Source organism: Krasilnikovia sp. M28-CT-15 (assembly GCF_047159595.1).
In the GTDB taxonomy this organism is placed as follows: Bacteria; Actinomycetota; Actinomycetes; order Mycobacteriales; family Micromonosporaceae; genus Actinoplanes.
Genome location: NZ_BAAGAK010000001.1, coordinates 741931 through 766183 on the forward strand (window position 1 = coordinate 741931; position 24253 = coordinate 766183).

The 24253-nt window shown below is 73.4% G+C and carries 20 protein-coding genes and 2 pseudogenes; 17 read left to right on the forward strand and 5 right to left on the reverse strand.

The window, feature by feature from the left end; genetic code table 11:
* Positions 1 to 7: 7 nt before the first annotated feature.
* From ACMCNO_RS03615 to ACMCNO_RS03630, 4 genes are read left to right on the forward strand one after another with little or no spacing between them, the layout of a single operon-like run.
* Positions 8 to 418 (forward strand): GPW/gp25 family protein, encoded by a 411-nt coding sequence (locus ACMCNO_RS03615; RefSeq protein WP_412747992.1) that lies wholly within the window; start codon positions 8 to 10, stop codon positions 416 to 418.
* Positions 418 to 2370 (forward strand): putative baseplate assembly protein, encoded by a 1953-nt coding sequence (locus ACMCNO_RS03620; RefSeq protein WP_412747993.1) that lies wholly within the window; start codon positions 418 to 420, stop codon positions 2368 to 2370. The genes ACMCNO_RS03615 and ACMCNO_RS03620 overlap by 1 nt, the downstream gene beginning before the upstream one ends.
* Positions 2367 to 2921: a phage tail protein gene (locus ACMCNO_RS03625; RefSeq protein ID WP_412747994.1), complete on the forward strand. Its 555-nt coding sequence runs from the start codon at positions 2367 to 2369 to the stop codon at positions 2919 to 2921. Before ACMCNO_RS03620 ends, ACMCNO_RS03625 begins: the two co-directional genes overlap by 4 nt.
* On the forward strand, positions 2918 to 4558 hold the full coding sequence (locus tag ACMCNO_RS03630) for an NADase-type glycan-binding domain-containing protein (protein ID WP_412747995.1): 1641 nt from the start codon (positions 2918 to 2920) through the stop codon (positions 4556 to 4558). The genes ACMCNO_RS03625 and ACMCNO_RS03630 overlap by 4 nt, the downstream gene beginning before the upstream one ends.
* Before the next feature lie 63 nt (positions 4559 to 4621).
* On the opposite strand, the gene ACMCNO_RS03635 is transcribed toward ACMCNO_RS03630, so the two are convergent.
* The 3 genes from ACMCNO_RS03635 to ACMCNO_RS03645 are packed head-to-tail and all read right to left on the reverse strand — an operon-like array spanning position 4622 to position 8158.
* The gene (locus ACMCNO_RS03635; protein ID WP_412747996.1) at positions 4622 to 5104 is read right to left on the reverse strand and encodes a hypothetical protein; all 483 of its coding nucleotides are present in this window, start codon (positions 5102 to 5104) and stop codon (positions 4622 to 4624) included.
* A gap of 37 nt (positions 5105 to 5141) precedes the next feature.
* Positions 5142 to 5354 (reverse strand): hypothetical protein, encoded by a 213-nt coding sequence (locus ACMCNO_RS03640; RefSeq protein ID WP_412747997.1) that lies wholly within the window; start codon positions 5352 to 5354, stop codon positions 5142 to 5144.
* A gap of 23 nt (positions 5355 to 5377) precedes the next feature.
* Positions 5378 to 8158, reverse strand: coding sequence for a choice-of-anchor D domain-containing protein (locus ACMCNO_RS03645; RefSeq protein ID WP_412747998.1), 2781 nt, complete (start codon positions 8156 to 8158; stop codon positions 5378 to 5380).
* A gap of 176 nt (positions 8159 to 8334) precedes the next feature.
* On the opposite strand from ACMCNO_RS03645, the gene ACMCNO_RS03650 reads away from it, so the two are divergent.
* Positions 8335 to 9591, forward strand: coding sequence for a hypothetical protein (locus ACMCNO_RS03650; protein ID WP_412747999.1), 1257 nt, complete (start codon positions 8335 to 8337; stop codon positions 9589 to 9591).
* Positions 9592 to 9639: 48 nt separating this feature from the next.
* Here ACMCNO_RS03650 and ACMCNO_RS03655 read toward each other — a convergent pair whose 3' ends face one another.
* On the reverse strand, positions 9640 to 10260 hold the full coding sequence (locus ACMCNO_RS03655) for a LuxR C-terminal-related transcriptional regulator (protein ID WP_412748000.1): 621 nt from the start codon (positions 10258 to 10260) through the stop codon (positions 9640 to 9642).
* Between the two features lie 529 nt (positions 10261 to 10789).
* On the opposite strand from ACMCNO_RS03655, the gene ssd reads away from it, so the two are divergent.
* The 7 genes and pseudogenes from ssd to ACMCNO_RS03690 all read left to right on the forward strand — a co-directional run.
* A complete protein-coding gene (gene ssd / locus ACMCNO_RS03660; RefSeq protein WP_412753602.1) occupies positions 10790 to 11836 on the forward strand; it encodes a septum site-determining protein Ssd in 1047 nt (348 codons plus the stop codon).
* A complete protein-coding gene (locus ACMCNO_RS03665; RefSeq protein WP_412748001.1) occupies positions 11833 to 13056 on the forward strand; it encodes a TadA family conjugal transfer-associated ATPase in 1224 nt (407 codons plus the stop codon). The genes ssd and ACMCNO_RS03665 overlap by 4 nt, the downstream gene beginning before the upstream one ends.
* Complete coding sequence (locus tag ACMCNO_RS03670; protein ID WP_412748002.1) at positions 13053 to 13904, forward strand: type II secretion system F family protein; 852 nt, start codon at positions 13053 to 13055, stop codon at positions 13902 to 13904. The genes ACMCNO_RS03665 and ACMCNO_RS03670 overlap by 4 nt, the downstream gene beginning before the upstream one ends.
* Positions 13905 to 14079: 175 nt before the next feature.
* Positions 14080 to 14739, forward strand: coding sequence for a type II secretion system F family protein (locus ACMCNO_RS03675; RefSeq protein WP_412753603.1), 660 nt, complete (start codon positions 14080 to 14082; stop codon positions 14737 to 14739).
* A gap of 33 nt (positions 14740 to 14772) precedes the next feature.
* Positions 14773 to 14940, forward strand: a complete 168-nt coding sequence (locus ACMCNO_RS03680) for a DUF4244 domain-containing protein (RefSeq protein ID WP_412748003.1) — start codon at positions 14773 to 14775, stop codon at positions 14938 to 14940.
* On the forward strand, positions 14937 to 15305 hold the full coding sequence (locus ACMCNO_RS03685; protein ID WP_412748004.1) for a TadE family type IV pilus minor pilin: 369 nt from the start codon (positions 14937 to 14939) through the stop codon (positions 15303 to 15305). Before ACMCNO_RS03680 ends, ACMCNO_RS03685 begins: the two co-directional genes overlap by 4 nt.
* Positions 15302 to 15772 (forward strand): annotated as a pseudogene (locus tag ACMCNO_RS03690) (Rv3654c family TadE-like protein); the annotation flags it as partial. The gene ACMCNO_RS03685 and the pseudogene ACMCNO_RS03690, both read left to right, overlap by 4 nt.
* 126 nt (positions 15773 to 15898) lie before the next feature.
* On the opposite strand, the gene ACMCNO_RS03695 reads toward ACMCNO_RS03690, so the two are convergent.
* Entirely contained in the window at positions 15899 to 18406 is a 2508-nt protein-coding gene (locus tag ACMCNO_RS03695; protein ID WP_412748005.1) for a DEAD/DEAH box helicase, read from the reverse strand.
* Positions 18407 to 18550: 144 nt separating this feature from the next.
* Between ACMCNO_RS03695 and ACMCNO_RS03700 the strand changes: the two genes are divergently transcribed.
* From ACMCNO_RS03700 to ACMCNO_RS03720, 5 genes and pseudogenes are all read left to right on the forward strand, one after another.
* Positions 18551 to 18922 (forward strand): STAS domain-containing protein, encoded by a 372-nt coding sequence (locus ACMCNO_RS03700; protein ID WP_412748006.1) that lies wholly within the window; start codon positions 18551 to 18553, stop codon positions 18920 to 18922.
* Positions 18919 to 19359, forward strand: a complete 441-nt coding sequence (locus tag ACMCNO_RS03705; protein WP_412748007.1) for an ATP-binding protein — start codon at positions 18919 to 18921, stop codon at positions 19357 to 19359. The genes ACMCNO_RS03700 and ACMCNO_RS03705 overlap by 4 nt, the downstream gene beginning before the upstream one ends.
* A gap of 617 nt (positions 19360 to 19976) precedes the next feature.
* A complete protein-coding gene (locus ACMCNO_RS03710; RefSeq protein WP_412748008.1) occupies positions 19977 to 22346 on the forward strand; it encodes a sodium-translocating pyrophosphatase in 2370 nt (789 codons plus the stop codon).
* Positions 22347 to 22458: 112 nt separating this feature from the next.
* The gene (locus ACMCNO_RS03715; protein WP_412748009.1) at positions 22459 to 22989 is read left to right on the forward strand and encodes a hypothetical protein; all 531 of its coding nucleotides are present in this window, start codon (positions 22459 to 22461) and stop codon (positions 22987 to 22989) included.
* 2 nt (positions 22990 to 22991) lie between these two features.
* A pseudogene (locus ACMCNO_RS03720) lies at positions 22992 to 23318 on the forward strand (hypothetical protein); the annotation flags it as partial.
* Between the last annotated feature and the right edge of the window lie 935 nt (positions 23319 to 24253).

The window sequence follows — 24253 nt, forward strand, 5'->3', positions numbered from 1 at the left end:
GCGCAGCGTGAGCACGGACTTCATCGGGACCGGGTGGGCGTTCCCCACCGGGGTCGCGGCGACCGGCGGGATCGCGCTGGTGCGCGGCGACACCGAGCTGGTGCAGGCGATGCGGCTGATCCTGTCCACGTACCCGGGGGAGCGGCCGATGCGGCCGGACTTCGGCTGCCGCCTGCGCGACTTCGTGTTCCGCGCGGGCACCCTCGACACCGTCGCGGAACTGACCGCCGAGGTGCGCCGCGCCCTGCTGCGCTGGGAGCCCCGGGTGGACGTCGTGAACGTGGAGGTCAATCCCGCCGAGGACGACCCGTCCGTGCTGTACATCGAGATCACGTACCGGCCGAAGGACACCAACGACCACCGGAACCTGGTCTTCCCGTTCTACACGATCCCCGACGACCCCGAGAGCGACTACTGATGGCCCTGCCCACCCCCGACCTCGACGACCGCCGGTTCCAGGACCTGGTCAACGACGCCAAGCGCATGGTCATGCAGCGCTGTCCGGAGTGGACGGACCACAACGTGTCCGACCCGGGCGTCACGCTGATCGAGACGTTCGCGTTCATGACCGATCAGCTGCTGTTCCGGCTCAACCGGGTGCCCGACCGGCTGTACCTGAAATTCCTCGACCTCATCGGGCTGCAACTCGTGCCGCCCGTGCCCGCCGAGGCGCCGGTGACGTTCTGGCTGTCCGCACCCGCGTCCGCCCCGCTGACCATCGCCGCAGGCACCCAGGCGGGCACCCCGCGCACCGAGACCAGCGAGTCCATCACGTTCGCGACCGTCGAGGACCTGCCCATCGTCCCGGTCGCGCTGACGCACGTGCTGACCCTCGGGGCGGGCGCGGAGTCGTTTCTCGACTGCACCGAGGCGCTGCACCAGGCCCACCCGTTCGGCGTCTTCGGCGAGCGTCCGGCGCCCGGCGACGCCGTGTACCTCGGGCTGTCCGACGCGGCGCCGCGCTGCGCCGTCCGCCTCGACTTCCGCGGCCACCTCGACGGCGTCGGCGTCGACCCGCTGCAACCGCCGCTGGCCTGGGAGGCGTACGACGGGCGGGACTGGGTGCCGTGCCACGTCGGCGACGACGCCACCGGCGGGCTCAACCGCTCCGGCGCGATCACCCTGCACCTGCCCGGGGACCACCAGCCGACCGTCGTGGGCGGCGTGCGCGGCGGCTGGCTGCGGGCCCGCGTCACCGAATGCGGGACCGACCAGCCCGCGTACACGATGACCCCGGTCGTGGACGGTCTCACCGTGGCCACCATCGGCGGCACCATGACCGCCCTGCACGCCGACCTCATCCAGAACGAGACCCTGGGTACGGCCGAAGGCGTGGCCGGGCAGCGCTTCACGGTGTCGCGTACCCCGGTGTTGCGGGCCGGGGTGGACGCGGAGCTGGAGGTCAGCTCGGACGACGGCTGGCAGGCCTGGACCCGGGTGGACACGTTCGCCGACAGCGGCCCGGACGACCGGCATTTCCTGCTCGACGGCGCGACCGGCACGGTCGCGTTCGGCCCGGCGCTGCGCACCGAGGACGGCGGCATCCGCCAGTACGGTGCGATCCCGGAGGCCGGAGCGGCGATCCGGATGCGCCGGTACTGCGTCGGCGGCGGCGCCCGCGGCAACGTCGGCCCCGGCGCCATCCGCACCCTCAAGTCGTCCATTCCGTTCGTCGCCGGGGTGGAGAACCTGCGCCGCGCCCAGCACGGCGCGGACGGCGAGAGCATCGAGCAGGCCAAGGCGCGCGGGCCCATCCTGCTGCGCTCGCGCAGCCGCGCCGTCACCGTCGAGGACTTCGAGACCATCAGCATCGAGGCCGCGCCCGAGGTGGCCCGGGTGCGCTGCCTGCCCGCGGGCGCCGAAGGCGTCGAGCCGGGCTCGGTGAAGGTGCTGGTCGCGCCGACCGCCGCCGCCGACAACGGCCGACTGCGCCTCGGCGACCTGGTGCCCTCCGACGACACGCTGCGCCGGGTCGCCGAACGCCTCGACGCGGTGCGCCTCATCGGCACCCGGGTCGTCGTGGAACCCCCGATGTACCGGGGCATCACGGTCGTCGCGCAGCTCGTCGCGAAACCCCGCGCCCGGGCCGAGAAGGTGCAGGCCGCGGCGGCCGAGGCGCTGTACCGGTTCCTCAACCCGCTGACCGGAGGGCCGGACGGCACCGGGTGGCCGTTCGGCCGGGCGGTGCACGCGGGCGAGGTCTTCGGGGTGCTCCAGCGCGTCGACGGGGTCGAACTGGTCGACGACGTGCGGCTGTTCAGCGCCAACCCGGTCACCGGGGAACGCGGCCAGCCCGCGGGCAAGGTGGAACTGCCCGCCAACAGCCTGGTCTTCTCGTACGAGCACCAGATCCGGGTGACGGCGCGGTGAGGGGTACCGTGCCGGGGCTGGGCACCCCGTACCCGCTGCACACCCTGCTGCCCGCGGTCTACCAGGAGGAGGACCCGTTCGTCGTCCGGTTCACCACCGGGCTCGACGACGTGCTGGCCCCGGTGATCTCCACCCTGGACAACCTCGAATCGTACGTCGACCCGCTGCTGGCACCGGAGGACTTCCTGGCGTGGCTGGCGGGCTGGGTCGGGGTGACGGTCAACGACAACGCGCCGCTGCCCCTGCACCGGGCCACGGTCGCCCGGGCCGCCGAACTGCACCGGCTGCGCGGCACGGTCGCCGGGCTGCGCGCCGCCCTGGAACTGCTGACCGGCGGGGACGTCGACATCAGCGACAGCGGCGGGGCCACCTGGTCGGACACCCCGGGCGCGCCCGCACCCGGCGACCCCCACCCATGGGTACGGGTCCACGTCCGCGTGCCGGCCGACCTGGGCTGGTCGCCGGACGCCCTGCACGCGGCCGTCGAGGCGGCCGTCGTGGCCGCCAAGCCCGCACACGTTCAGCACGTCGTGGAGGTGACCACCCGATGATCGTCTGCAAGAACTGCGGGTACCGCAACGCCGGGTCCGACTCGTTCTGCGGCTCGTGCGGCGCGTTCCTGGAGTGGACCGGGGAGCGGGTCGAGCAGCCGAAGCCCGCGCCCGCCCCCGAGCCGGAACCGGAGCCGGAGCCCGCCAAACGGGGCCTGCTGTCCCGCGTGCAGTCCATGCTGTACGCCGACGTCGGCCACCGCGACCCGATCCCCCGGCCCACGCGGCCGGGCATGCCGGGTGGGGCGGGTGCACCCGGCGGTCCGCTGGGCAGTGGGTCCGGGCTGAAGCCGCCGGCCGCCAAACCCGCCGTGCCGCCCCCGCCGGGTGGCCGTCCCGCGCCGCCCCCGCCGCCGGGTGGCAAGCCTGCGCTGCCACCGCCGCCGGGTGGCAAGCCCACCCTGCCGCCTCCACCCGGACGCGGGCCGGTACCGCCTCCACCCGGGGGTGGCTCGGTGCCGCCTCCGCCGCCGGGCGGCAAGACCACCTTGCCTCCTCCGCCGCCACCCGGCGGGACCCAGCAGCCGAGTGCGCCGACCTCCGGCCCTGTGAAACCCGCTGATGGGGCCGTGCTGCCCCCTCTGCCGGGTGGGGCTGCGCTGCCACCCCCGCCGGGGCGACCTGCCGGGTCGCTGCCGCCGCCGCCCGGGGGCCGGGCCACCCTGCCTCCGCCACCCGGCGCGGGTGCCCTGGTCGCGCCGCTGTCCAGCGGTACCGACACACCGGCCATCACCCCGGATCCGTTGCCCGGGCCCGGCGTCAGCACGCTGCCGGTCCGTACCCCCGGCAGTGATCCCGGGGTCGTGGCGCCGCAGGAACGTGGTCGCGCCCGCCGGTCCGTGCCGCGCAGCGCGCCCAGCCGCCAGCTGCAGCCGGGCGACCTGGTGTGCGGCGAGTGCGGCGAGGCCAATCTGCCGACCCGCCGGTTCTGCAGCCGGTGCGGTAACGACCTGAACGACGCAGAGGTGGTCCGCGCCAAGTGGTGGCAGCGGATCCTGCCGAAACGCAAGCCGCGCGAGGCGCGCGCCGTCGAGGCGGAGACCGGGGTCGCCAGGACCGGCGAACGCCGTCAGCACAAGCGGTCCATCCTCCCGGCGCTCCGCAGGATCGTCGCGGTCGTGCTGCTGCTGGGCGGCCTCGCGTACGCGTTCGTGCCCGCGCTGCGGGAACGCACCAACGCCGAGGTGCTGGGGTTGCGCGGGCGGGCCGAGAAGCTCATCTTCGGCCAGCCCGTCCCGGTGCGGGCGGTGAAGGCCACGTCGACGCCGGTAAACAAGAAGCACCCGGCGGACGCCGCGGTCGACGGACACTGGAACACCTACTGGTCCACCCCGGTCTCCGGGGCGCGGCGGCTGACCCTGACCTTCCAGCAGCCGGTGGAGCTGCACCGGGCGCTGATCCGGGGCGGCATCGTCGGAGACGTCCGGGCCAGCCAGCGGCCCAGGACCCTGCACCTGGTGTATCCGAGCGGCCAGGGCCAGGATCTCGACATGGTCGACCACACCGACCCGCAGGAGTTCGAGCTGGACAGCGGCGGCAAGGTGAGTTCGGTCGAGATCTACGTGCAGGACACGTACACGAACGCCGAGAGCAAGCAGGTGACCATCAGCGAGGTGGAGCTGTTCACCAAGGAGTGAGCCCGCCCGACACGACATCGGCCCCCGACCCGGAAGGGCGGGGGCCGATGTCGTGGGCCGGGCTCAGCTGGTGTGGTAGTTCCCGTCACCGAAGAGCTGGAAGTCCCACTGGAGGCTGCGGGTGTTGACGAGGCTGCTCACCGAACCGCTGACGGTCAGCGGCAGCCGGGCGACTGGTGCCGTCTCCGTGCCCGCGTTGCTGGGGTTGTGCACGTTGATCTGGACGTCCACGTCGAAGCCCCACAGTACGCTGCAGCGCGGCACGTACAGGTAGCAGTTCGGGATGAAGGCGCCGCCACCGTGGTGGCGGGCGCCGTACTCCCAGCGCAGGTCGAACGCGATGTCGACGACCTCGACCCCGAACGCGTTCTCCATCTGCAGGCGCCAGGTGAGCCGGTTCGGTCCCTGAGCGCCGGTGAGTGAGCTGATCGGGTCGGCGACCCCGGCCGGCACCGCGTTGCAGGTGTTGCTGGCCAGGCTCGCCGAGGGCTTGCCGGACTCGATGACGTGCCAGGCCGCGCTGGCGATGTTCGCCACATCGGTCATGCTGTCCACCCCTCCCGCAGGCCCTCGCTTCGCTCGGTCATGCGATCGCGCTCCCGTCCCCGTGGCCGTCCATGTCGGGTACGTCGACCATCGCGACCTGCTCCTCCTCGATGCCGGTCTGCGGCTCCGCGGCGAAGTAGTAGGTCTCGAGGTATTCGCGTTCCTCCGGCGTCCACTGGCTGGGGTCGCTGGGGAACGGTGTGCCGTCACCCCGCAGCGGCACCCCGTCCTCGCTGATGTGCTGCGTCATTGCCGTCCTCTCCGTGGTGTCCTTCATCTCCGGATGTCGAAGTCCGGGGGCAGGGGGCTGCCGGGCACGATGACGAACTCGAGCGTGGCCTTCAGCGGGGCACTCAGCTCCGGCGCGGACGCGGGGAGCACATCGGCGGTCAACGGGTGCTTTCCGGTCCAGGTGTTCGGGAACACCACGAACGGCACGGAGAACGTCCCATCCCCGCGTGCCTTCGCGGTCGTGGTGCCGGGCATACCGGTGAGGTGCAGCTTGGAGACGCTGTTCGGGGGGAACCCGGTGCCGCGGACCTGGATGACCCGGCCCGCCGGGGTGACCGTCGGGCTGGAGACCAGCGTGGGTGCCAGCCCGGCGCCGGTGAGGCTGACCGGGAAGCTCAGGGCGGTCGCCGAGGGCCCCTCGTACCCGATCGTCAGCACGGCCGGGCGCGAACCGACCGCGGTGGGCCGGTGCGTCACGTCCACGCGGCAGCTGCCGCCGGGCGCCAGCGTGTTGTTCGTGCAGGTGTCCTTCGCGACGCGGTAGTCGTCCCGGAACAGCGAGGCGCTCAGCCCCACGACGCCCAGTCGCAGCGGTCCGGCGCCGGTGTTGCGGACGGTCACCGACCTGACCGGGCTGGTGCGCAGCACCGGGCGGCCCCCGAAGTCGAGGCGGTCCGGTGCCGCCGCGAACACCCCCGGCGGCGCGGGCGGCGTGGACGGCGGGGTGGACGGCGGAGTGGACGGCGACGTGGACGGCGACGTGGACGGCGTGGGCGGCGCCAGCCCGGCACCGGTCAGCGACACGGCCAGCGGGGTGTCGCTGCCGTCGAAACTGATCCGCAGCACCGCGCTGCGCGGCCCGTCCGCACTGGGCCGGAACCGGATCGACACGACACACTTCTCGGACGCGTGCAACACGTCCCTGGTGCATGTCTCGCCCGGGAAGAGGTCGAAGTCCGCGCCGTCCACGACGACCTCACGCACCCGCAGCGGGCCCGCGCCGACGTGGGTCACCGTGACATCGCGCAGCACCTGGGAGTCGAGCGGCACCTGCCCGAAGTCCTGCGGGTCGGCCGCCAGCGCGGGAGCGAACCGACGCTTGAACACGTCCAGGTGCTTGTTCGCGTCGTCGCCGACGAGATCGTCGGCCGCCGATCCGTACGCCACCGCGGATCCGTTGGCGCTGAGCACCGGCGAGCCGTCCGGGCCGAACACGGTCTTCATCGACTCGGTGCTGGGGTCATAGTCCTTCGACCCGTCGCCCGTCGGGCGCAGCAGGCCGCTGTCGCCCGTACCCTCGCAGGGTTGGGGTTTGGTCGCGCACGTGGTCGACGGCGAGGCGAGTTCGGCGGGCAGGCGGGGCTCCCCGGCCTTCGCGCGGGCCGCGTCGACGATCACGTCGCGGACCACGATGTCGCAGAACGAGCTGTCGCCGAGGCAGGAACCGTCGCGGTTCCCGACGTCCGTGCCGTTGTGCATGCCCGGGGTCGGCGTGGTGAAGGCCAGGTAGCGGCCGTCCGCCGAGAAGGCCGGCTGGCTGCCCCGACCCTCGGTGCCGTCCGCTTTCCGGGAGGCGACCTCCACCGTCGGCGTGCCGAACGTGCCGTCGCCATCCGGATCGCGGTCGAACAGCAGCACGCGGGTCGGACCGAAGTCCTTCTTGTCGGTGAACGCGTAGCGGCGCCCGTCCCCGGACAATGCGGGTGCGCCGAACACGCGTCCGCCCTCGGCGATCGTCTTGCCGTCGGCGTCCAGGTCGAGGCGGGTCAGCTTCATGGTGCTGACGTTGTAGTCCAGCACGGTGTACACGGCGGGCGACTCGCTGTCCGAGTACTCGGCCACGAACGCGACGTGCGTGCCGAGGGTGCCCATCGTGGACTGGTCCTGGCGCCGCAGCCGCCGCCACGTGTCGTCGTTCAGGTCGTTCGGGGCCGTGACGTACGCACGGTCGGCATCCGCGGGGACGAGCAGCCGACCGTCGTCGCCACGGCGCAGTTCCACGACCTCGATGTAGCCCTTGCTCGGGTCGATGTCGTCGCCCGGTGCCTTCCGGGCCGCTGCTTTCCGGGCCGCTGCTTTCCGGACCGCTGTCATCTTTGCGGGGGCCTTCGCGCCCGGCAGTGGCGTCGAGTGGGCCTTCAGGCTGACCTGCGGCACGCGGTGTCGCGGGACGTCGTACGAGACCCGTCGCCCGTCACCGGAGATGTGCGGGTTGGACGGGTCGTAATCGTCGCCGCTGACCACGGTGAACCGGCAGGTCCCTTCGAACCTGCCGTTGCCGTCCGGGTCCCGGTCGCAGACGACGATCGCGTGCTGCTCGAAGCTTGTGGCGATGTTCCGGGCATTCGTGCGGAACACCACGAACCGTCCATCGTCCGAGATGGACGGCTGGGAGCTGTTGCCGTTCGCGGGCACGACGGTGTCCCCGCTGTCGACGTCGAGCCACAGACCGTGCGAGATGAGCGTCGTCGTGCCGACCCGGGTGTCGCGTACGTACACATCGGCGTCCGGTCCGGGATCCTGGACCGTGCGCGACGTGTCCTGCGAGGTGCTGAGCAGGTCCACCGGGTCGAACGGCTCGTCGGTCGTGAACGCCACGTACCGGCCGTCCGCGGAGATGGCGGGTTCACTGCTGTCGTAGACGTTCGCCGGGGGCGTGGCGCCCGATGTGCCCACCGAGACCCGCTGGGTGCCCGATCCCGCCTCCGCCGCGGCCGAGTCGTTCGCGAATGTCAGGCCCACCACCACGGCTGTCGTGCCGAGCGCTGCGGCCAGCCCGCCCGCCAGCATCATCCGGTGAACCTGAGTGCGCTGCCTGGGCACGGCGTCTCCTCGCAGTCTGGGTGACTCGACGCTACGGAGATCCGATGTGGGCACCGCAGTGCTGCGGGGCGTCCTGCGGGGCAGCGCGGACTGCCCTTTGGTGCCGCCGGGTGCGCCCGGCCGGGTACCCCCGCGAGCGTCCCGTGGACGCGGCGGCCGCCGCACACTTCAGCGCCATGGGAGTGTCAGTGTCATTGAGCGCCGAGTCGCTCGAGGTGGTTCCGGGCGAGGAAGCGGTGTGCGCGGTGACCGTGCGCAACACCGGCACCGTCATCGACCAGATCACTGTGGACGTGGTCGGACCGGCGGCGGCCTGGTCGGTGGTGGAGCCGCCGACGGTCAACCTGTACCCCGGTGACGTCGGCGAGGTGCGGGTGTATCTGCGACCGCCGCGCGCCTCCCAGCCCGGCGCGGGCCCGGTGCGCTACGGCGTACGGGCGACCTCGCTGGAGGACCCGCGGGGGTCGGCGACCGCCGAGGGGGTCGCCGAGATCGCGCCGTTCACGGAGCTGCGGGTCAGGCTCGTACCGCAGATCTCCCGCGGCAGCCGCAAGGGCAAGCACAAGGTCGACGTGTCGAACCTGGGCAACATCGCGGTCGGCACGCAGCTCAGCGCGGTGGACCCGGACGACGCTCTGACGTTCGACGTGCCCCGCCCCGCCGTCGTGGCGCCGCCCGGTGTGGTCACCCAGGCCAAGCTCAACGCCGTGCCACGCCGCAAGTTCTGGACCGGCAAGCAGCAGGTCAAGCCGTTCCAGGTGGTGGTGCAGCCCGAGCGCGGACCGGCCAGCACGGTCGACGGTACGTTCGAGCAGGACCCGATCGTGCCGCGCTGGGCGGCGGCGACCGCGATCGCCGCGCTGGCGCTGGCCGTGGTGCTGGCCGGGCTGTGGTTCACGCTGGTCAAGCCCGCGGTCAAGTCGGCGGCCACCGAGGCGGCGGCCACCGAGGCGTCGAAGGCCGCCGCGGCCGCGGCTTCGGACACCGGCGGCGGTTCCTCGGGTACGGCCTCGGACGTGGCGCCGTCACCGTCCGCCCCGACCCTCGTCAAGCCGGCGAAGAAGCTGGAGCCGGGTTCGCCGGGTAACCCGCTGCTGGCGCCCATCTCGTTCCGGATCGAGACCAAGGTGAAGCCGAACAACAAGTTCAGCACCGTCACCTCCCCGAACCAGCCGAAGAACAAGCCGCTCGACGTCACGGACCTGCAGCTGCAGAACCCGGCCGCGGACAGCGGATTCCTGGAGGTCCGGCGGGGTGACGACGTGATCTACCAGGCCGGTCTGGACAACTTCCGTGACCTCCCGCAGGCGTACGTGACGCCGGTGCGCTATGCCAAGGGGCAACTGGTCACCGTGGCGATCCAGTGCGCCAACCCGGCACCCGAGAAGCGGCCCTGCACCGCCGCCGTGACCGTGGTCGGCAAGACGTCCTGAACGGCGCGTCGCCCGGGGGTGGCGGACACCCCCGGGCGACGCGTTGCGTCAGATCAGGCCCTCGCGCAGCGCGTACGCTACGGCGTGCGAGCGGTTGCGCAGCTGGAGCCGGGTGGTGACGTCGTGCAGCACGGTCTTGATCGTGCGCTGCGAGTACGACAGCCGGTGGGCGATCTCGGCGGTGTCGAGGCCGTCCGCGACCAGCCGCAACACCTCCACCTCGCGGTCCGCCAGCACCGCGAATGACAGCCCGCGCGGTGCCAGGACCTGCCGCTGAAGCTGTCCGACCTGGTTGAGCAGGCGGCTCAGCAGATCCGGGGGGACCGCCGCCTCACCGGCGGCCGCGGACCGGATGACCGACACCAGCCGGTCCGGTGTCGCCTCGGCGCGCCGCACCAGGGCCGCCACACCGGCCTCGATCGCGGAGACGAGCGCCGCGTCGTCCAGCTCCACCACCACGAGGACCACGCTGGTCCCGCGCTGCCGCAGGGTACGGATGGCGCGCAGTGCCGGTTCGCCGACCCGGTCCGCGACGACCAGCGACACCGTCGCGTCCTCGACGTGGGCGGAGTCGAGTACTCGGACCTCGGGCCGCGGCCGCAACTGGCTGGCGACCCCCGCCCGCGATATCGGGTCGTCAGCGTGGATGTAGGTCGTGATGCGTTCCATGGCTTGTCCTTCCATGCCCGCCCCCACGGCAAGGCGCGCAAAGAGTGCCGTGTCCCACTCACCGCCCGATCAACGAGGACTCAACGGGGGCTTTCCCCCGGTTGCACGATGGCTTTCCGTGACGCGACCGGAGATGCTTCCTTCACACCCTGAAGCGGTGTGACCTGCGAATACGCCGCCTTTCGCGACAAGGGCGCCCACGCTGTGTCACATCGACGACGGGCGCTGTCGACGAGCGGAATTCAACCGTTCGGCCGATGCGCGTGCTGTCCTCCCGTATGGGCGCGGCCTCGGTAAACCGGCCTGGCGGTGCCGTCCACCAGCGCGGACCGTAGCCCTCGCATTACCAGATCCCGTGACCGCAGACCGGTTCTCCACAGGACAGGACACCGTCCACAGGACCACGGTTCGCCGATTGAGCCGCACCCCACCGGCCCGGGAGCGTGTGGGCACCCACCACCCGCCGCCGTTGGAGGCCGTGATGCGTGCCCCTAGCTCCGTCCGCTCCGGACCCCGCCTGCCCCTCGTGATCACCGGCGATCCGGACCTGCTCGACGACCTGTTACGCCTGGCCGCGGCCGGTGGCGCCGAGGTCGAGGTGGCATCCGACCCGGCCGCCGCCCGCCCCCGTTACACCGCCGCACCGCTCGTGGTCATCGGCGCCGACCAGGCCGAGTCCTGCCTGCGCGCCCGTCTGCCCCGCCGTCCGCGGGTGGTCATCGTCGGCCGTGCCCAGCTCGCCGAGGCCGTGTGGGAGGTCGCCGAGCTGTTCGGCGCCGAACACGTGGCGGTGCTGCCCACGGCCGAGCCGTGGCTCGTCGACCGCTTCGCCGAACGCTACGACGCGCGTGCCGGGCGGGTACTGGCCGTCATCGGTGGCCGCGGCGGCGCGGGTGCCAGTGTCCTCGCCGGGGGCCTCGCGGTCACCGCGGTCAGCGCGGGCCTGCGTACGTTGCTGGTCGACGCCGACCCGCTCGGCGGCGGGCTCGACCTCGTCCTGGGGTGGGAACAGGTCGACGGCCTGCGCTGGCCCGCCCTCACCGGCACGGGCGGCCGGGTCGACCCGCCCGCCCTGCTGCGTGCCCTGCCGCACCGCGGCGACCTGGTGCTGCTCTCGTTCTCCCGCGACGAACCGCCCGCCGTACCCGGCGAGGCCATGGCGGCCACGCTGGACGCCGCCCGCCGGGGGCGCGACGCGATCGTCGCGGACCTCCCGCGCCACCTCGACGATGCGGCGGCCCTGGCCCTGCAGGCCGCCGACCGGGCCCTCATCGTGGTCCCCGCCGAGCTGCGGGCCACCGCCGCCGCGGCCCGGGTCACCGCGGCGGCCGCCGTGCACTGCGACCGGCTCGAGGTGGTGGTCCGTGGCCCCGCGCCGGGGCGGCTCAAGGCCCGGGAGATCGCGAGCGCGCTGGGCCTGCCCCTGGCCGGGACGCTGCGCCCCGAGCCCCACCTCTGCCAGGCCCTGGAACGCGGCGAAGCCCCGGCCGCCGATGGGCGAGGGCCCCTCGCCGAACTGTGCCGCCGCCTGATCGACGATCTGGTGGCCGGCACCCACAGCCCGGCCGCGGCATGAGCGCGCCGCTCGGACCGGCCCTCACGGACCGGGTCCGGCGGCGGTTCGCCACCGCGGGTGTCGAGGCGACCCCCGCCGCGGTCGTCACCGCGGTGCGCGACGAACCCGGGGCGGCGGTGCTCGGCGACACGACCCTGCTGCGCCTCGCCGGCGAGGTACGCGACCACCTCGTCGGCGCCGGGCCGCTCGCCCCGCTGCTCGGCGACGACGAGGTCACCGACGTGCTCGTCAACGGTCGCGAGGTGTGGGTGGACCGGGGACACGGCCTGCACCGGGTGACCGTGGACGTCGGCGGTCCGGACGACGTGCGCCGTCTCGCCCAGCGGCTCGCTGCCGCCTGCGGGCGGCGGCTCGACGACGGCCAGCCGTACGCCGACGCCCGCCTGCCCGACGGGACCCGGCTGCACGCCGTGCTGCCGCCGGTCGCCACGAGCGGTCCCTACCTGTCGCTGCGCACCTTCCGGCACCGCCCGTACACCCTCGCCGAGTTGGTGGGACAGGGCACCGTGCCGGCCGCGGTGGCCCCGGTGCTGGCCGCCGTGGTGGGCGCCCGGCTCGCGTACCTGGTGGTGGGCGGCACGGGCAGCGGCAAGACGACCCTGCTCGGCACGCTGCTGGGACTCGTCCCGCCCACCGAACGCATCGTGCTCGTGGAGGACGCTGCCGAGCTGCGCCCGGTGCACCCGCACGTCGTCGGGCTACAGGCCCGCACCTCCAACGTCGAGGGTGCCGGCGCGGTCGACCTGACCGACCTGGTGCGCCAGGCGCTGCGCATGCGACCCGACCGCCTCGTGGTCGGGGAATGCCGGGGCGGCGAAGTCGTGGATCTGCTCGGTGCGCTCAACACCGGCCACGACGGCGGAGCGGGCACGCTGCATGCCAACACCCCGGCCGACGTGCCCGCGCGGCTCGAGGCGCTGGGCATGCTCGGTGGTCTGCCCCGGGCCGCCCTGCACGCCCAGGTACTGGCCGCGCTCCAGGTCATCCTGCACCTTCGGCGCACCGAATCGGGTCGCGTGCTGGAATCCGTCAGCGTGCTGCGTCCGGCGGACGAACGTCATCTGGCCACCGTCGTGCCCGCGTGGCGGCGGGGGCACGGCGCCGGACCGGGCGCGGCGGTGCTCGCCCGGCTGCTGTCCGAGCGGGGGGCGGCCGCACCGGCCGTACTGATGGAACCGGCGCGTCCGTCATTGCCGCGGTCCAGCCGGGGCCCGGCATGACGGCCGACCGGTTCCTGCTGGCCGCCTGTCTCGTCGCCGGTGCCCTGGTCGCGGCGTGGCCCGGGATGCGGGCCAACCGACACCGGCTCCACCCGTCCACCCGCGGCCACCCGCTTCGTCCGCGCGGGGGCCGGGAGCGCCTCCCGTCGCCCATCCTCGCGGAACTGCGCTCCGCCCTTCAGGCGTGGCCGACAGCTCTTGCCGGTCAACCGCTGCGCGTTGTCGCGGTCGCCGGTGGGCTCGCCGCAATCGCCGGTTGGCTGGTGGCGGGACTGGTCGCCGGGCTGGTCGCGGCGGTCTACGCGGCGCTCGGGTGCCGGGCCCTGACCCGCGGCATGGCCCGGCGGGCAGCGGACACCGCCCGCTCCCAAGCACTGGACGATCTGTGCGCGCTCGCCGCCGATCTGCGAGCCGGAAAGCCACCGCCCGTGCCGATGTCCGCCGGATCACCGGCCGCCAGCGCTGAGCCGGACGATGGCGGGCCGGGTCCGTTGTCCGCCGACCCGGAGCGGCGACGCATCGCCGAGCTGACCGAGGCGGTATGGCATCTGGCCGAGCGCACCGGAGCCCCCGCCGCCGACCTCGTCGAACGGCTCGAGGCCGACGTCCGTGCCGGAGTCCGGGCCCGCTCCTCGGCGGCCGCGCAGGCCGCAGGCGCTCAGGCCACGGCGCTGCTGCTGGCGGCGCTGCCGCTGGGCGGCATCGCACTGGGGTACGCGATCGGCGCGGATCCGCTGCGGGTGCTGCTGCACACCCCGCTCGGGGCGGTGTGCGCGCTCGGCGCGGCGGCGCTGCAAAGCGTCGGCCTGCTGTGGGCGGACCGCCTCGCCACCGGATCCGCGCCGTGATCGCGGCCACCGCGGGGTTTGCGGTCGTCACCGGGCAGCGCTACCTGCTCGGCGGCCTTCGCCTCCATCCGGTCCGGACGGCTCGGGCAAAGCGCAGCGCCCGCCCTCTCGCCGCGGCGGTGGCGAGGTGACGGTCCTGTTGGCCGCGGGCGCGACGGTCATCGCGGCGTCGATCCTGGCCCGGCGCCGGGGCAGCGGGCGTCGTCTGGCGCGGCTCCGCCGCACCACCGCGCCGAGGCGTACCCGGGATCCGCGTCTGCTGCTGGCCGTCTTGTCCGCGCTGGCCGTCGCCGGGGTGATCGGCCGGTGGTGGGGCGTGCCCGTCGGTGGGGCGGCCGGGGTGGTGGTGGATCGGTTCCTGCATCACAGGCAGCCCGCGACGGTGCGGGCCGCCCGGCTGCGCGCCACGGCCGACCTGCCATTGTGCGCGGATCTACTGGCCGCGGCGTTGCGCGCCGGTGCGCCCGTCGACCGGGCGGCCGGTGCCGTGGCCGAGGCGCTCGGCGGCCCGCTCGGCCAGCGGCTGGCGTGCACCGCGCGAGCCCTGCGGCTCGGCGCCGACCCACCCGAGGCATGGGCACACCTGTCCGGGGTGGACGGTGCGCAGCGTGTGATCGCCGCGGCGATCCGCTCCGCCGCCAGCGGTGGCGCGTTCGCGGGTGCACTCGTCCGGCTGGCGGACGACCTGCGTACCGACCGCACCATCGCGGTCGAGGCGGCGGCCCGGCGGGCGGGCGTGCTGATCGTCCTTCCGCTGGGGCTGTGCTTCCTGCCGGCCTTCGTGCTCGCCGGCCTGGTGCCGGTGGTGGTCGCCGTCCTCGGCGACGTGCTGTGAAACCGGGAAACACCCACAGAAGAGGAGAGACACATGCGCAAACTCATCACCCGACTCCGGGGCGACGACGGGATGAACACCGCGGAGTACGCGGTCGGGACGCTGGCCGCAGTCGCGTTCGCGGGCATCCTGCTGAAGGTGCTGACCAGTGGCAACGTGCAGGCGGCGCTGACCGCGGTGATCGACCGGGCGCTGAAGTGACCGCGCGCCGGTGGCCCGGCCGCGACCGGGGCTCCTTCACCGCCGAGCTGGCGGCCGGGCTGCCGGCGCTCATGCTGCTTCTGCTCGCCGGGCTCACCGCGGTCAACGCCGTGACGACCCGGGCCCAGTGCGTGGACGCGGCCCGCGAGGGCGCCATCGCCGCCGCCCGCGGTGAATCGGGCACGGCGGCCGCGGTCCACGTCGCACCGTCGCCATCCACAGTAGACGTCCTGACGAGTGGCGACACGGTCACCGTCACGGTTGCCGCCCGGGTTCGCCTCCTCGGCGGAGGTCTCCCGGGCTTCACCGTGCGGGCCTCGGCGACCGCCGCGCGGGAACCCGACGGCCTGGCGGCGATCCCATGAGGTGGCCAGGCCGCACGGGTGCGCGGCGGTGGGCGGCGCACCGCAGTGTGCGGCTGGCGGCACTGGCCCATGTCATCCACCGCCGCACCGTCGAAGCCGTTCTCCTCCACCGCCGGGCCGTCTTCCTCCACCGCCGGTCAGTTTTCCTCTACCGCCGGGCGGGCGACGCCACGACCGCCTCATCCCGGCGCCATTTACGGGACCGAGGTGCGGCGTCGCTGCTGGTGCTGGCGATCGGTCTCGCGCTGGTCGCCGCCGGGCTCGCGGGAGCCGCGGTCGGGGCGGCACGGATCGGACGGCACCAGGCGCGAACCGCTGCAGATCTGGGCGCGCTCGCCGGAGCCGCGCGCGTCGTCGAAGGCCCGGCGGTGGCCTGCGCCGAGGCGGCGCGCTTCGTGGCCGCCAACGGGGCCGTGCTCAGCTCCTGCGCGGTCGAGGACCTGGAGATCGTCGTGCGTGCCGAAGTGAGCGTCACCCCGCTGCCCGGGCTGACCCGGCAGGCCTGGGCGGCCGCCCGCGCCGGGCCGGTGCGGACACCCCCCCTCGCGGGAGCGCCCCTGGCGGAAGCCGGGCCGGTGCAAGTCCCCGCGCGGTCAGTTCGGCAGGGCGTCCAGGACCGCCTCCAGCACGGCGACCGCGGCGCCCTTCGCCAGCGGGCTGTTGCCGTTCCCGCACTTGGGCGACTGCACGCAGGAGGGGCACCCGTTCTCGCACGCGCACGACGCGATCGCCGCACGAGTGGCTCGCAGCCACGCGGCAGCCGTGGCGTACGCCCGCTCGGCGAACCCGGCGCCGCCCGGATGTCCGTCGTAGACGAACACGGTCGGCGCCTCGGTGTCGGCGTGGTTCGCGGTCGACAGGCCGCCGATGTCCCAGCGGTCGCACGTCGCCATCAGCGGCAGCAACCCGATCGCCGCGTGCTCGGCCGCATGCAGCGCCCCGGGTACGTCGGCCGCCGCGACTCCCGCAGCGGCCAGCGCCTGCGGCGAGATCGTGAACCAGACGGCCACGGTCCGCAGCTCACGTTCGGGCAGGTCCAGCGGCCTGGTGTCGATGACCTCACCGGTGCGGAGGCGACGCCGCTGGTACGACACCACCTGGCTGGTCACGTCCACCTCGCCGAGGAACAACCCGACCGGCCCGGCGTCGACGTACGCGCGGACCTCGGCCACGGACAGGTTCGTGACGTCGCGAGCGTGGGTGGAGAAATCCGGTTCCGCGGCGTGCACCAGCGCCACCGCGTCCTCCAGATCCAGCTGGTCCACCAGGTACGACACTCCCTGGTGCAGGTACACCGCGCCGGTGTGCAGCTGCAGGTGCGCCGAACCCGGGTCGACCGTGCCGAGCAGGCGTCCGGTCGCCGATTCGACCACCGAGACGGGGGCGCCGCCGGTGCCGCGCAGGTCCACCTCGGGGCGGCCGCGATGGGTCCAGTACCAGCCGGACGGCCGGTGCCGCAGCGCACCCGCGTCGGTCAGCGCCGCGACCGCCTCCCGCGCCGGGGGACCACCGAACAGCTCCAGATCATCCGCGGTGAGCGGAGCTTCGGAGGCGGCACTGCACAGTTGCGGGCCCAGCACGTACGGATTGGTGGGGTCCAGGACGGTCGCCTCGACCGGACGGCCGAACAGCGCCTCCGGATGGTGCACGAGGTACGTGTCCAGCGGATCGTCACGGGCCACCAGCACCGCAAGGGCCTCCCCGCCACTGCGCCCCGCCCGTCCCGCCTGCTGCCACAGCGACGCCCGGGTGCCCGGGTAGCCGCAGATCAGCACGGCGTCGAGGCCGACCAGGTCGACCCCGAGCTCCAGGGCGTTGGTGGAGGCCAACGCGAGCAGTTCCCCCGTCAGCAGTGCCCGCTCGATCGCGCGCCGGTCCTCCCGCAGGTAACCCCCGCGGTACGCGGCCACCCGGGCGCCCAGCCCCGGCACCGCCTCGTCGAGCGCTCGCCGTGCCATGCTCGCGACGACCTCGGCTCCCCGCCGCGAGCGCACGAACGCCAGCGTGCGGGTGCCTGCCGCGACCGCCTCGGTGAGCAGGTCCGCGGTCTCGCGCAGCGCCGAGCGCCGGACCGGGGGCAGGTCCACGGCGACGATCTCGGAATCCGCGGACGAGGTCGTCGCCTCGGTGGCGATCGTGTCCGGCCCCCCGGCGGTGGCATCGTCGGGTGCGCTCCGCGGCCGGACCGGGCCGGGTCCCGGCTCCGGCGCGAGCAGCGGGGGCTCCCACAGGGCGAAGGTCACCGCGCCGCGCGGGGACGCGTCCTCGGTCACGGCCGTCACGGGCAGCCCGGTGAGCCGCGACGCGGTGTCCGCGGGATCCCCCGACGTGGCGGACGCCAGCACGAACGTGGGCCGGCTGCCGTACCGGGTGGCGGCGCGGCGCAGGCGACGCAGCACGTGTGCCACGTGGGAGCCGAACACCCCCCGGTAGGTGTGGCATTCGTCGATCACCACGTAGCGGAGCCTGCGCAGGAAGACGCCCCACCGGGCGTGGCCGGGCAGCAGGGAGTGGTGCAGCATGTCCGGGTTCGTCAGCACGAACCGCGAGTGCTGCCTGATCCACTCCCGCTCCTCGCGGGGCGTGTCGCCGTCGAGCGTGGCGGGGCGGACCCCGTCGAGGCCGAGGCGGGTGATCGCGCGCAACTGGTCGGCCGCCAGGGCCTTGGTGGGCGACAGATACAGCACGGTGGCGCGCGGGTCGGCCAGCAGGGCGCTCAGCGCCGGCAGCTGGTACGCCAGGCTCTTGCCGGAGGCCGTACCCGTGGCCAGCACGACGTGGCTGCCGCCGTGGGCCCGTTCGGCCGCCGTGGCCTGGTGTTCCCACGGCGCGTCGATGCCGCGCGCGGCCAGCGCCTCGCGCAGGGGAGCCGGGACCCAGCCCGGCCACGGCGCGCGGCGGCCTTCCCGAGCGGGCACCCGCTCGACGTGGGTGATCGGGGACCCGTCGGCGCCGGAATCCGCCCCGCCGGAAACGGCGATACCGGGCCCGGTCCGCCCGCGGAGCCGGTGCAGCAGCTCCGCGGGCCGCAGCCCCGGTGACCCGGACGCGGCGACGGGTGCCGGTAGCCCGGTCGAGAGGGCGCGGGCGGCGGTGGTCACGGCATGCACTCTGTCACCGGTGTGCCCCGAACCTCAAACGGGTACGCCGGTGGGTGCCGCGCGTGGCTCAATGGTCGACGGTGGTTAGATTCGCTGGGGAGATCGGCTGGGTGATGGGGGCAGTCCCCGGCGGAAGGAGGACCGATGGAGCTGTCGCTGGCGACCCGGACCGTCGCCGAGCACACGGTGCTCGAGGTGGGTGGCGAGGTCGACGTCTACACGGCTCCGCGGCTGCGCGAACGCCTCGTCGAGCTGGTGGATGCCGGGGCCCGCAACGTCGTGGTGGATCTGGGCCGGGTCGACTTCCTCGACTCCACCGGGCTCGGCGTCCTGGTGGGCGCCCTCAAGCGGCTGCGCGCGGCCAGTGGCACGTTCGCGCTGGTCTGCGCCAAGGAACCGTTGCTGAAGATCTTCCGGATCACCGCACTCGACCAGGTGTTCCCGATCTATCCGTCGGTGGAGGCGGCGACCTCGGCGACCCGGGGTGAGCACCGCGGCAGCGGTCCGACGGCGTGATGGCGACGGTTCGGCTGTCCTTCTCGCCCGCGCCGGTGCACGTCCGGACGGCCCGGCTGGTGGGTGTGGCGGTGGCTCGGCGGGCGGGGGTCGCCGAGGAGCTGCTCGATGAGGTCCGGCTCGCGATCGGCGAGGCGTGCACCCGCGCGGTTGCCCTGCACCGCCAGTACGGCCTGCCCGACCTCGTGATGGTGGAAATGTCCGATTCGGACTTCTACGCCGTGAGCGTGATCGACCGTGCGCCGATCGAGGCCAGCGTGGGCCTGGCCAAGCTGCCGCCCGATGAGCTGGCGGACGAGTCGTTGACCGACGAGGCGCTCACGACCGGCGTCGGGTTCGCGCTGCTGGCCGGTTTCGTCGACGACCTGCAGGTGCGCCCGGTCGAGGAAGGCGCGGGCACCGAGGTCCGCATGGTCTGGCCGCTCCAGCGCCGCTGACCCAGGCACCGGAACCCGCTCCTACGTGCTGACCGCGCCCGCGATCAGGTCGCCACGCCGCTGACCGCGCCGCGATCAGGTCGCCACGCCGCTGACCGCGCCCGCGATCGCGCTCCTGCGACGCTGGCCGCCCCTGTTCCACGTCGCCCGGCGATGCGGAACCCCGGCACCCCGATCCGTGTCGGTGCTGGCGATCCGTCCGTTCCCGGCCGCTGTGCACCTGGCGGGTGATCTCGGTGGCTCCCGCGGGCGAATGAGGCGTTTGTCGGCTCTGGCCTGGAAGGACACGGGACGGGCGCGATCTTGCGTGGTGCGGCGAGTCGCCGACCGTTCGCCGTACATATCGCCTAAAAAGGACACGCACAAGAAACCGCCACAATGCGCGGACCCGACAGCCTACCCAGGAACGGCTTCGCTAACACAGCGGTAAACATCACCACGACACGGCCGGGTCCGGGTGTGACCGCCACCACCACTGGCCTATAAAGTACGCGAGTTATCAGCACCTGCTTCCTGGTCCCGCGTCCGCGGGGCCCAGTTGTCGTCTCCCCCGCGCGGGGATGCGTCCGGCGGTTTCGTCCACCGCTCGGGCGCGGTCGGTGTACAGGAGGACATTGATGTCCGGGACCTCCACATCCCTCGCCGCGGAGAGCGGCGGGGTGTCCCTCAGTGGTGACAACCTCACCTACGTCATCGTCGCGGTGGCGTTCGCGTTGGTGGCGTTGGGCTTCGCCGCGGCGTTCGTCAGGTCGGTGCTCGCCGCCGGTCGCGGCACCACCAACATGCAGGAGATCGCGGGCGCCGTGCAGGAAGGCGCATCGGCGTACCTGTTCCGCCAGTTCAAGACGTTGGCGATCTTCGTCGTCCTCGCGGTCGTGCTGCTATTCCTGCTGCCGGTGCACAACACCGACAGCGAGATCGCGGTCAGGATCGGGCGATCTCTGTTCTTCATCGTCGGCGCGATCTTCAGCTCCTTCATCGGCGGCGCCGGGATGGCGCTGGCGACCCGCGCGAACCTGCGGGTGGCCGCGGCGGCCGGCGAGTCCGGCGGCCGGGAGAAGGCCATGGGCATCGCGTTCCGCACGGGCGGCGTGGTCGGCTTCCTCACGGTCGGCCTGGGCCTGTTCGGCGCCGCGCTGGTCGTACTGATCTACCGCGAGGACGCACCGACCGTCCTGGAGGGCTTCGGCTTCGGCGCCGCCCTGCTGGCGATGTTCATGCGGGTCGGCGGCGGCATCTTCACCAAGGCGGCCGACGTCGGCGCCGACCTGGTCGGCAAGGTGGAGCAGCACATCCCCGAGGATGATCCGCGCAACGCGGCCACGATCGCGGACAACGTGGGCGACAACGTCGGCGACTGCGCCGGCATGGCGGCCGACCTGTTCGAGTCGTACGCGGTCACCCTGGTCGCGGCGCTGATCCTGGGCCAGGCCGCGTTCGGCCAGGACGGTCTGATCTTCCCGCTGATCGTCTCGACGATCGGGGTGGTCATCGCGATCGTCGGGGTCTTCATCACCCGCCTGCGCGCCTCGGACCGCAACGGCCTGACCGCCATCAACCGGGCGTTCTACATCTCCGCGGCGCTGTCCGCGATCCTGGTCGGGGTGGTCAGCTTCGCCTACCTGCCCGCGACGTTCAGCGAGTTCGGCAGCGTCGCGGCGGGTGTCGCCGAGAGCGGCCGCAACCCACGGTACGTGGCCATCGGCGCCGTGGTCATCGGCATCGTGCTGGCCGCCGCCATCCAGGCGCTGACCGGCTACTTCACCGAGACCAACCGTCGTCCTGTGCAGGACATCGGCAAGTCGTCGCAGACCGGCGCGGCCACGGTCGTGCTGGCCGGCGTCAGTGTCGGCCTGGAGTCGGCGGTGTACTCGGCGCTGCTGATCGGCGCCGGGGTGTTCGGCGCGTACCTGCTCGGCGGTTCCTCGATCACCCTGTCGCTGTTCGCGGTGGCGCTCGCGGGCACCGGCCTGCTCACCACGGTCGGCGTCATCGTCGCGATGGACACCTTCGGCCCGATCTCCGACAACGCGCAGGGCATCGCGGAGATGTCCGGCGATGTCGACGAGCAGGGCGCGCGGATCCTCACCGAGCTGGATGCGGTGGGCAACACCACCAAGGCGATCACCAAGGGCATCGCGATCGCCACGGCCGTGCTCGCGGCGACCGCGCTGTTCGGCTCGTACACGAACACCCTCGCGTCCTCGCTGGCCGACGCGGGGATCAAGGCGGACCAGGTGGGCGCCGAGATTCTCGGCCTGCTCAACATCAGCAACCCGCGCAACCTGGTGGGCCTGCTGGTCGGTGCCGCGGTGGTGTTCCTCTTCTCCGGCCTGGCCATCAACGCGGTCTCCCGCTCCGCGGGCGCGGTCGTGATGGAGGTACGCCGCCAGTTCCGCGAGTTCCCCGGCATCATGGACCGCACCCAGCGCCCCGAGTACGGCCGCGTGGTCGACATCTGCACCCGCGACGCGCAGCGCGAACTCATGACGCCCGGCCTGCTGGCCATCATGGCGCCGATCGCGGTCGGTTTCGGGCTCGGCGCGGGCGCGCTCGCGTCGTACCTCGCCGGGGCGATCGGGGCGGGCACGCTGATGGCGGTGTTCCTGGCCAACTCGGGCGGAGCGTGGGACAACGCGAAGAAGCTGGTCGAGGACGGCGCCTACGGCGGCAAGGGCTCCGACGCCCACGCCGCCACGGTGATCGGCGACACGGTCGGTGACCCGTTCAAGGACACCGCGGGCCCGGCCATCAACCCGCTGCTCAAGGTGATGAACCTGGTATCGCTGCTGATCGCGCCCGCCGTGGTGACGTTGAGCATCGGCACGGACAGCAACACCGCGGTCCGGGTCACCATCTCGGTCGTCGCGGCGCTGGTCATCGTGTCCGCGGTCGTGTTCAGCAAGCGCAAGCCGATCTCGATGGGGGAGGCCCCGGCGGCCGGTGACGGCGAGGAAGCCGACACCCCGGAAAAGGTCAACGCCTGACCCAGAAGATCAACGGTACGGGGGCATCCGCCGGGTGCCCCCGTACCGTCTGCGCACCCGTGTAGGCGATCGAGCGTCGCTGCTGTCGGCCGTTGCCCGTACGCTGCATCCCATGCGTTCGGCTCGACGGGGATCCCTGCCCCTGCTACTTGCCCTCGCCATCCTCCTGGCCGCCTGCTCCAGTGCCCCCGGCCCGCGTGACTGGGCCGAGTCGGTCTGCACCGTGCTCGCCCCCTGGCGCACCGAGATCGGCACCCTGGCCACCCGCACCCAGCAGCAGATGACCGCTGCGACGACCCCGGCGCAGGCGAAGGAGAACCTGGTGCGTCTGTTCGGGGGCGCCGAGACAGCCAGCGAGCGGGCCCGAGCCGGGGTGGCGCGGGCCGGAGTCCCGGACGTCGACCACGGCAAACAGGTCGCGGACAGCTTCACCGCGTCACTCGGGGCGATGCGCGACGCGTACGGGCGGGCCCGCAGCGGCATCGAAGCCCTGGCCACCAGCCCCGCCAAGTCCTTCTACACCCAGGTCGGCGCGGTGGTCGACACGCTTAACACGGAATATCGCCGCAGTGAGCTGGATACCAGCAAGCTCGACTCGAAGGAGCTGAGTCAGGCGTTCGACGACGTGCCCGAGTGCCGCTGAAAATGACGGAGCCGGGCTGGCCGCTGATCCCGCGCGAGGTCCTGCCCGCGCCGGTCCCGGCCGCCCACCCCACCGGACCGGCAGCCGGTCGGCGCCGCGTTGCGGATCCCCGCGCGGCCGGCACCCACGACACTGGGCGCCAATTGTCGATCTTCGGAGTGGAGGCCACCGAGCCGTCCCCGGCCGACCTGGCCGGGCTGCTGGTGGGCCCCGGCCGACTCGGTCGCATGGGCGGGACGGCGCGGGTGTCGGTCCGGGTCGACGCCGCGTGGCGGGTGCACGTCCTGGCGGCCGAGCTCTTCGCCCGCGGCCTGCCGGTGACCTGGTCCCCCCTACCGGACCTGGGGCCCCACCCGGACGGCCCGCCCGCCGCCACGGAGGACCCGGCCGGTGCCGATCCGGCCCGCGACGATCCGGCCCGCGACGATCTGGCCCGCGAGGACCCGGCCCGCGAGGACCCGGCCCGCGAGGGCCCGGCCCGCGAGGGCTCCAGCAGCCAATACCCGGCCCGCGAGGGCTCCGGCAGCGAACACCCGCCCAGCGCCGATCCCGCCCGCGGGGACTTCGGCAGCGAGGACGCTGCCGGCGAGGAGAGCGCCGGGCGAGACAGCACCGGTGCGGCGGCTCGGGTGAGAAACCTGGCTGGCCGGAGCGCTCCCGACGGCGGGCCGATCGCCCCCGCCGGGTCCACCGCGACGGGTGTGGAGGTGGGCGCCAGGCCGGGCGGTGTGGCCGGTTTCGAGGTGCGGACGGCGTACTCGAGCAGATTGAACGCTCTTGCCCGCGCTTGGCCGCCACCCGCCGACGGCCTGTTCCTGGACGGTGCCCGGCTGCGGTTGTGGGTGGCCGCCGCCGGGGCCCCCGGCCTCGGCGGTTACGTCCTCGGGCTGGGCGCCTGGGCCAGCGGAGATCGAGATACTGTCGAAGCCGCGCTGTCCAGGGCCGGGCTCGCTCCGGTGCTGTCGGATGATGGACTCAGCTTCGTCATCACCGACCGCAAGCGGCTGTCACGACTCGCTGAGCTGGTCGGAGACCGGCCCGCGGCGGCGCCCCCGGCCCTGTGGCCGGGTGGGGCGACTTCGTGATCTTCTCGGATTGTGTGCGACAAGACGCCCCGTTCGCGGTGTACGGTGTCGCCGTCGGACGCGTGCGGTGGCCGGACCGTTACCATCCGGCTCCGGGCTGCCCGGGGAATGGCTTCTCGTCCGGCGCGTTACGTTGAACGTCCGCGGATCGCCACCCGAAATGACGACCCGTCGAACGA

Bases quoted from the DNA above. Each gene is read 5' to 3' on its own strand.
- ACMCNO_RS03670 (WP_412748002.1), top strand. From the start codon at position 13,053: ATGACGGCCGACCGGTTCCTGCTGGCCGCCTGTCTCGTCGCCGGTGCC.
- ACMCNO_RS03635 (WP_412747996.1), bottom strand. From the start codon at position 5,104: ATGACCGATGTGGCGAACATCGCCAGCGCGGCCTGGCACGTCATCGAG.
- ACMCNO_RS03710 (WP_412748008.1), top strand. From the start codon at position 19,977: ATGTCCGGGACCTCCACATCCCTCGCCGCGGAGAGCGGCGGGGTGTCC.
- ACMCNO_RS03650 (WP_412747999.1), top strand. From the start codon at position 8,335: ATGGGAGTGTCAGTGTCATTGAGCGCCGAGTCGCTCGAGGTGGTTCCG.
- ACMCNO_RS03640 (WP_412747997.1), bottom strand. From the start codon at position 5,354: ATGACGCAGCACATCAGCGAGGACGGGGTGCCGCTGCGGGGTGACGGC.
- ACMCNO_RS03620 (WP_412747993.1), top strand. From the start codon at position 418: ATGGCCCTGCCCACCCCCGACCTCGACGACCGCCGGTTCCAGGACCTG.
- ACMCNO_RS03655 (WP_412748000.1), bottom strand. From the start codon at position 10,260: ATGGAACGCATCACGACCTACATCCACGCTGACGACCCGATATCGCGG.
- ACMCNO_RS03630 (WP_412747995.1), top strand. From the start codon at position 2,918: ATGATCGTCTGCAAGAACTGCGGGTACCGCAACGCCGGGTCCGACTCG.
- ACMCNO_RS03700 (WP_412748006.1), top strand. From the start codon at position 18,551: ATGGAGCTGTCGCTGGCGACCCGGACCGTCGCCGAGCACACGGTGCTC.
- ACMCNO_RS03665 (WP_412748001.1), top strand. From the start codon at position 11,833: ATGAGCGCGCCGCTCGGACCGGCCCTCACGGACCGGGTCCGGCGGCGG.
- ACMCNO_RS03680 (WP_412748003.1), top strand. From the start codon at position 14,773: ATGCGCAAACTCATCACCCGACTCCGGGGCGACGACGGGATGAACACC.
- ACMCNO_RS03715 (WP_412748009.1), top strand. From the start codon at position 22,459: ATGCGTTCGGCTCGACGGGGATCCCTGCCCCTGCTACTTGCCCTCGCC.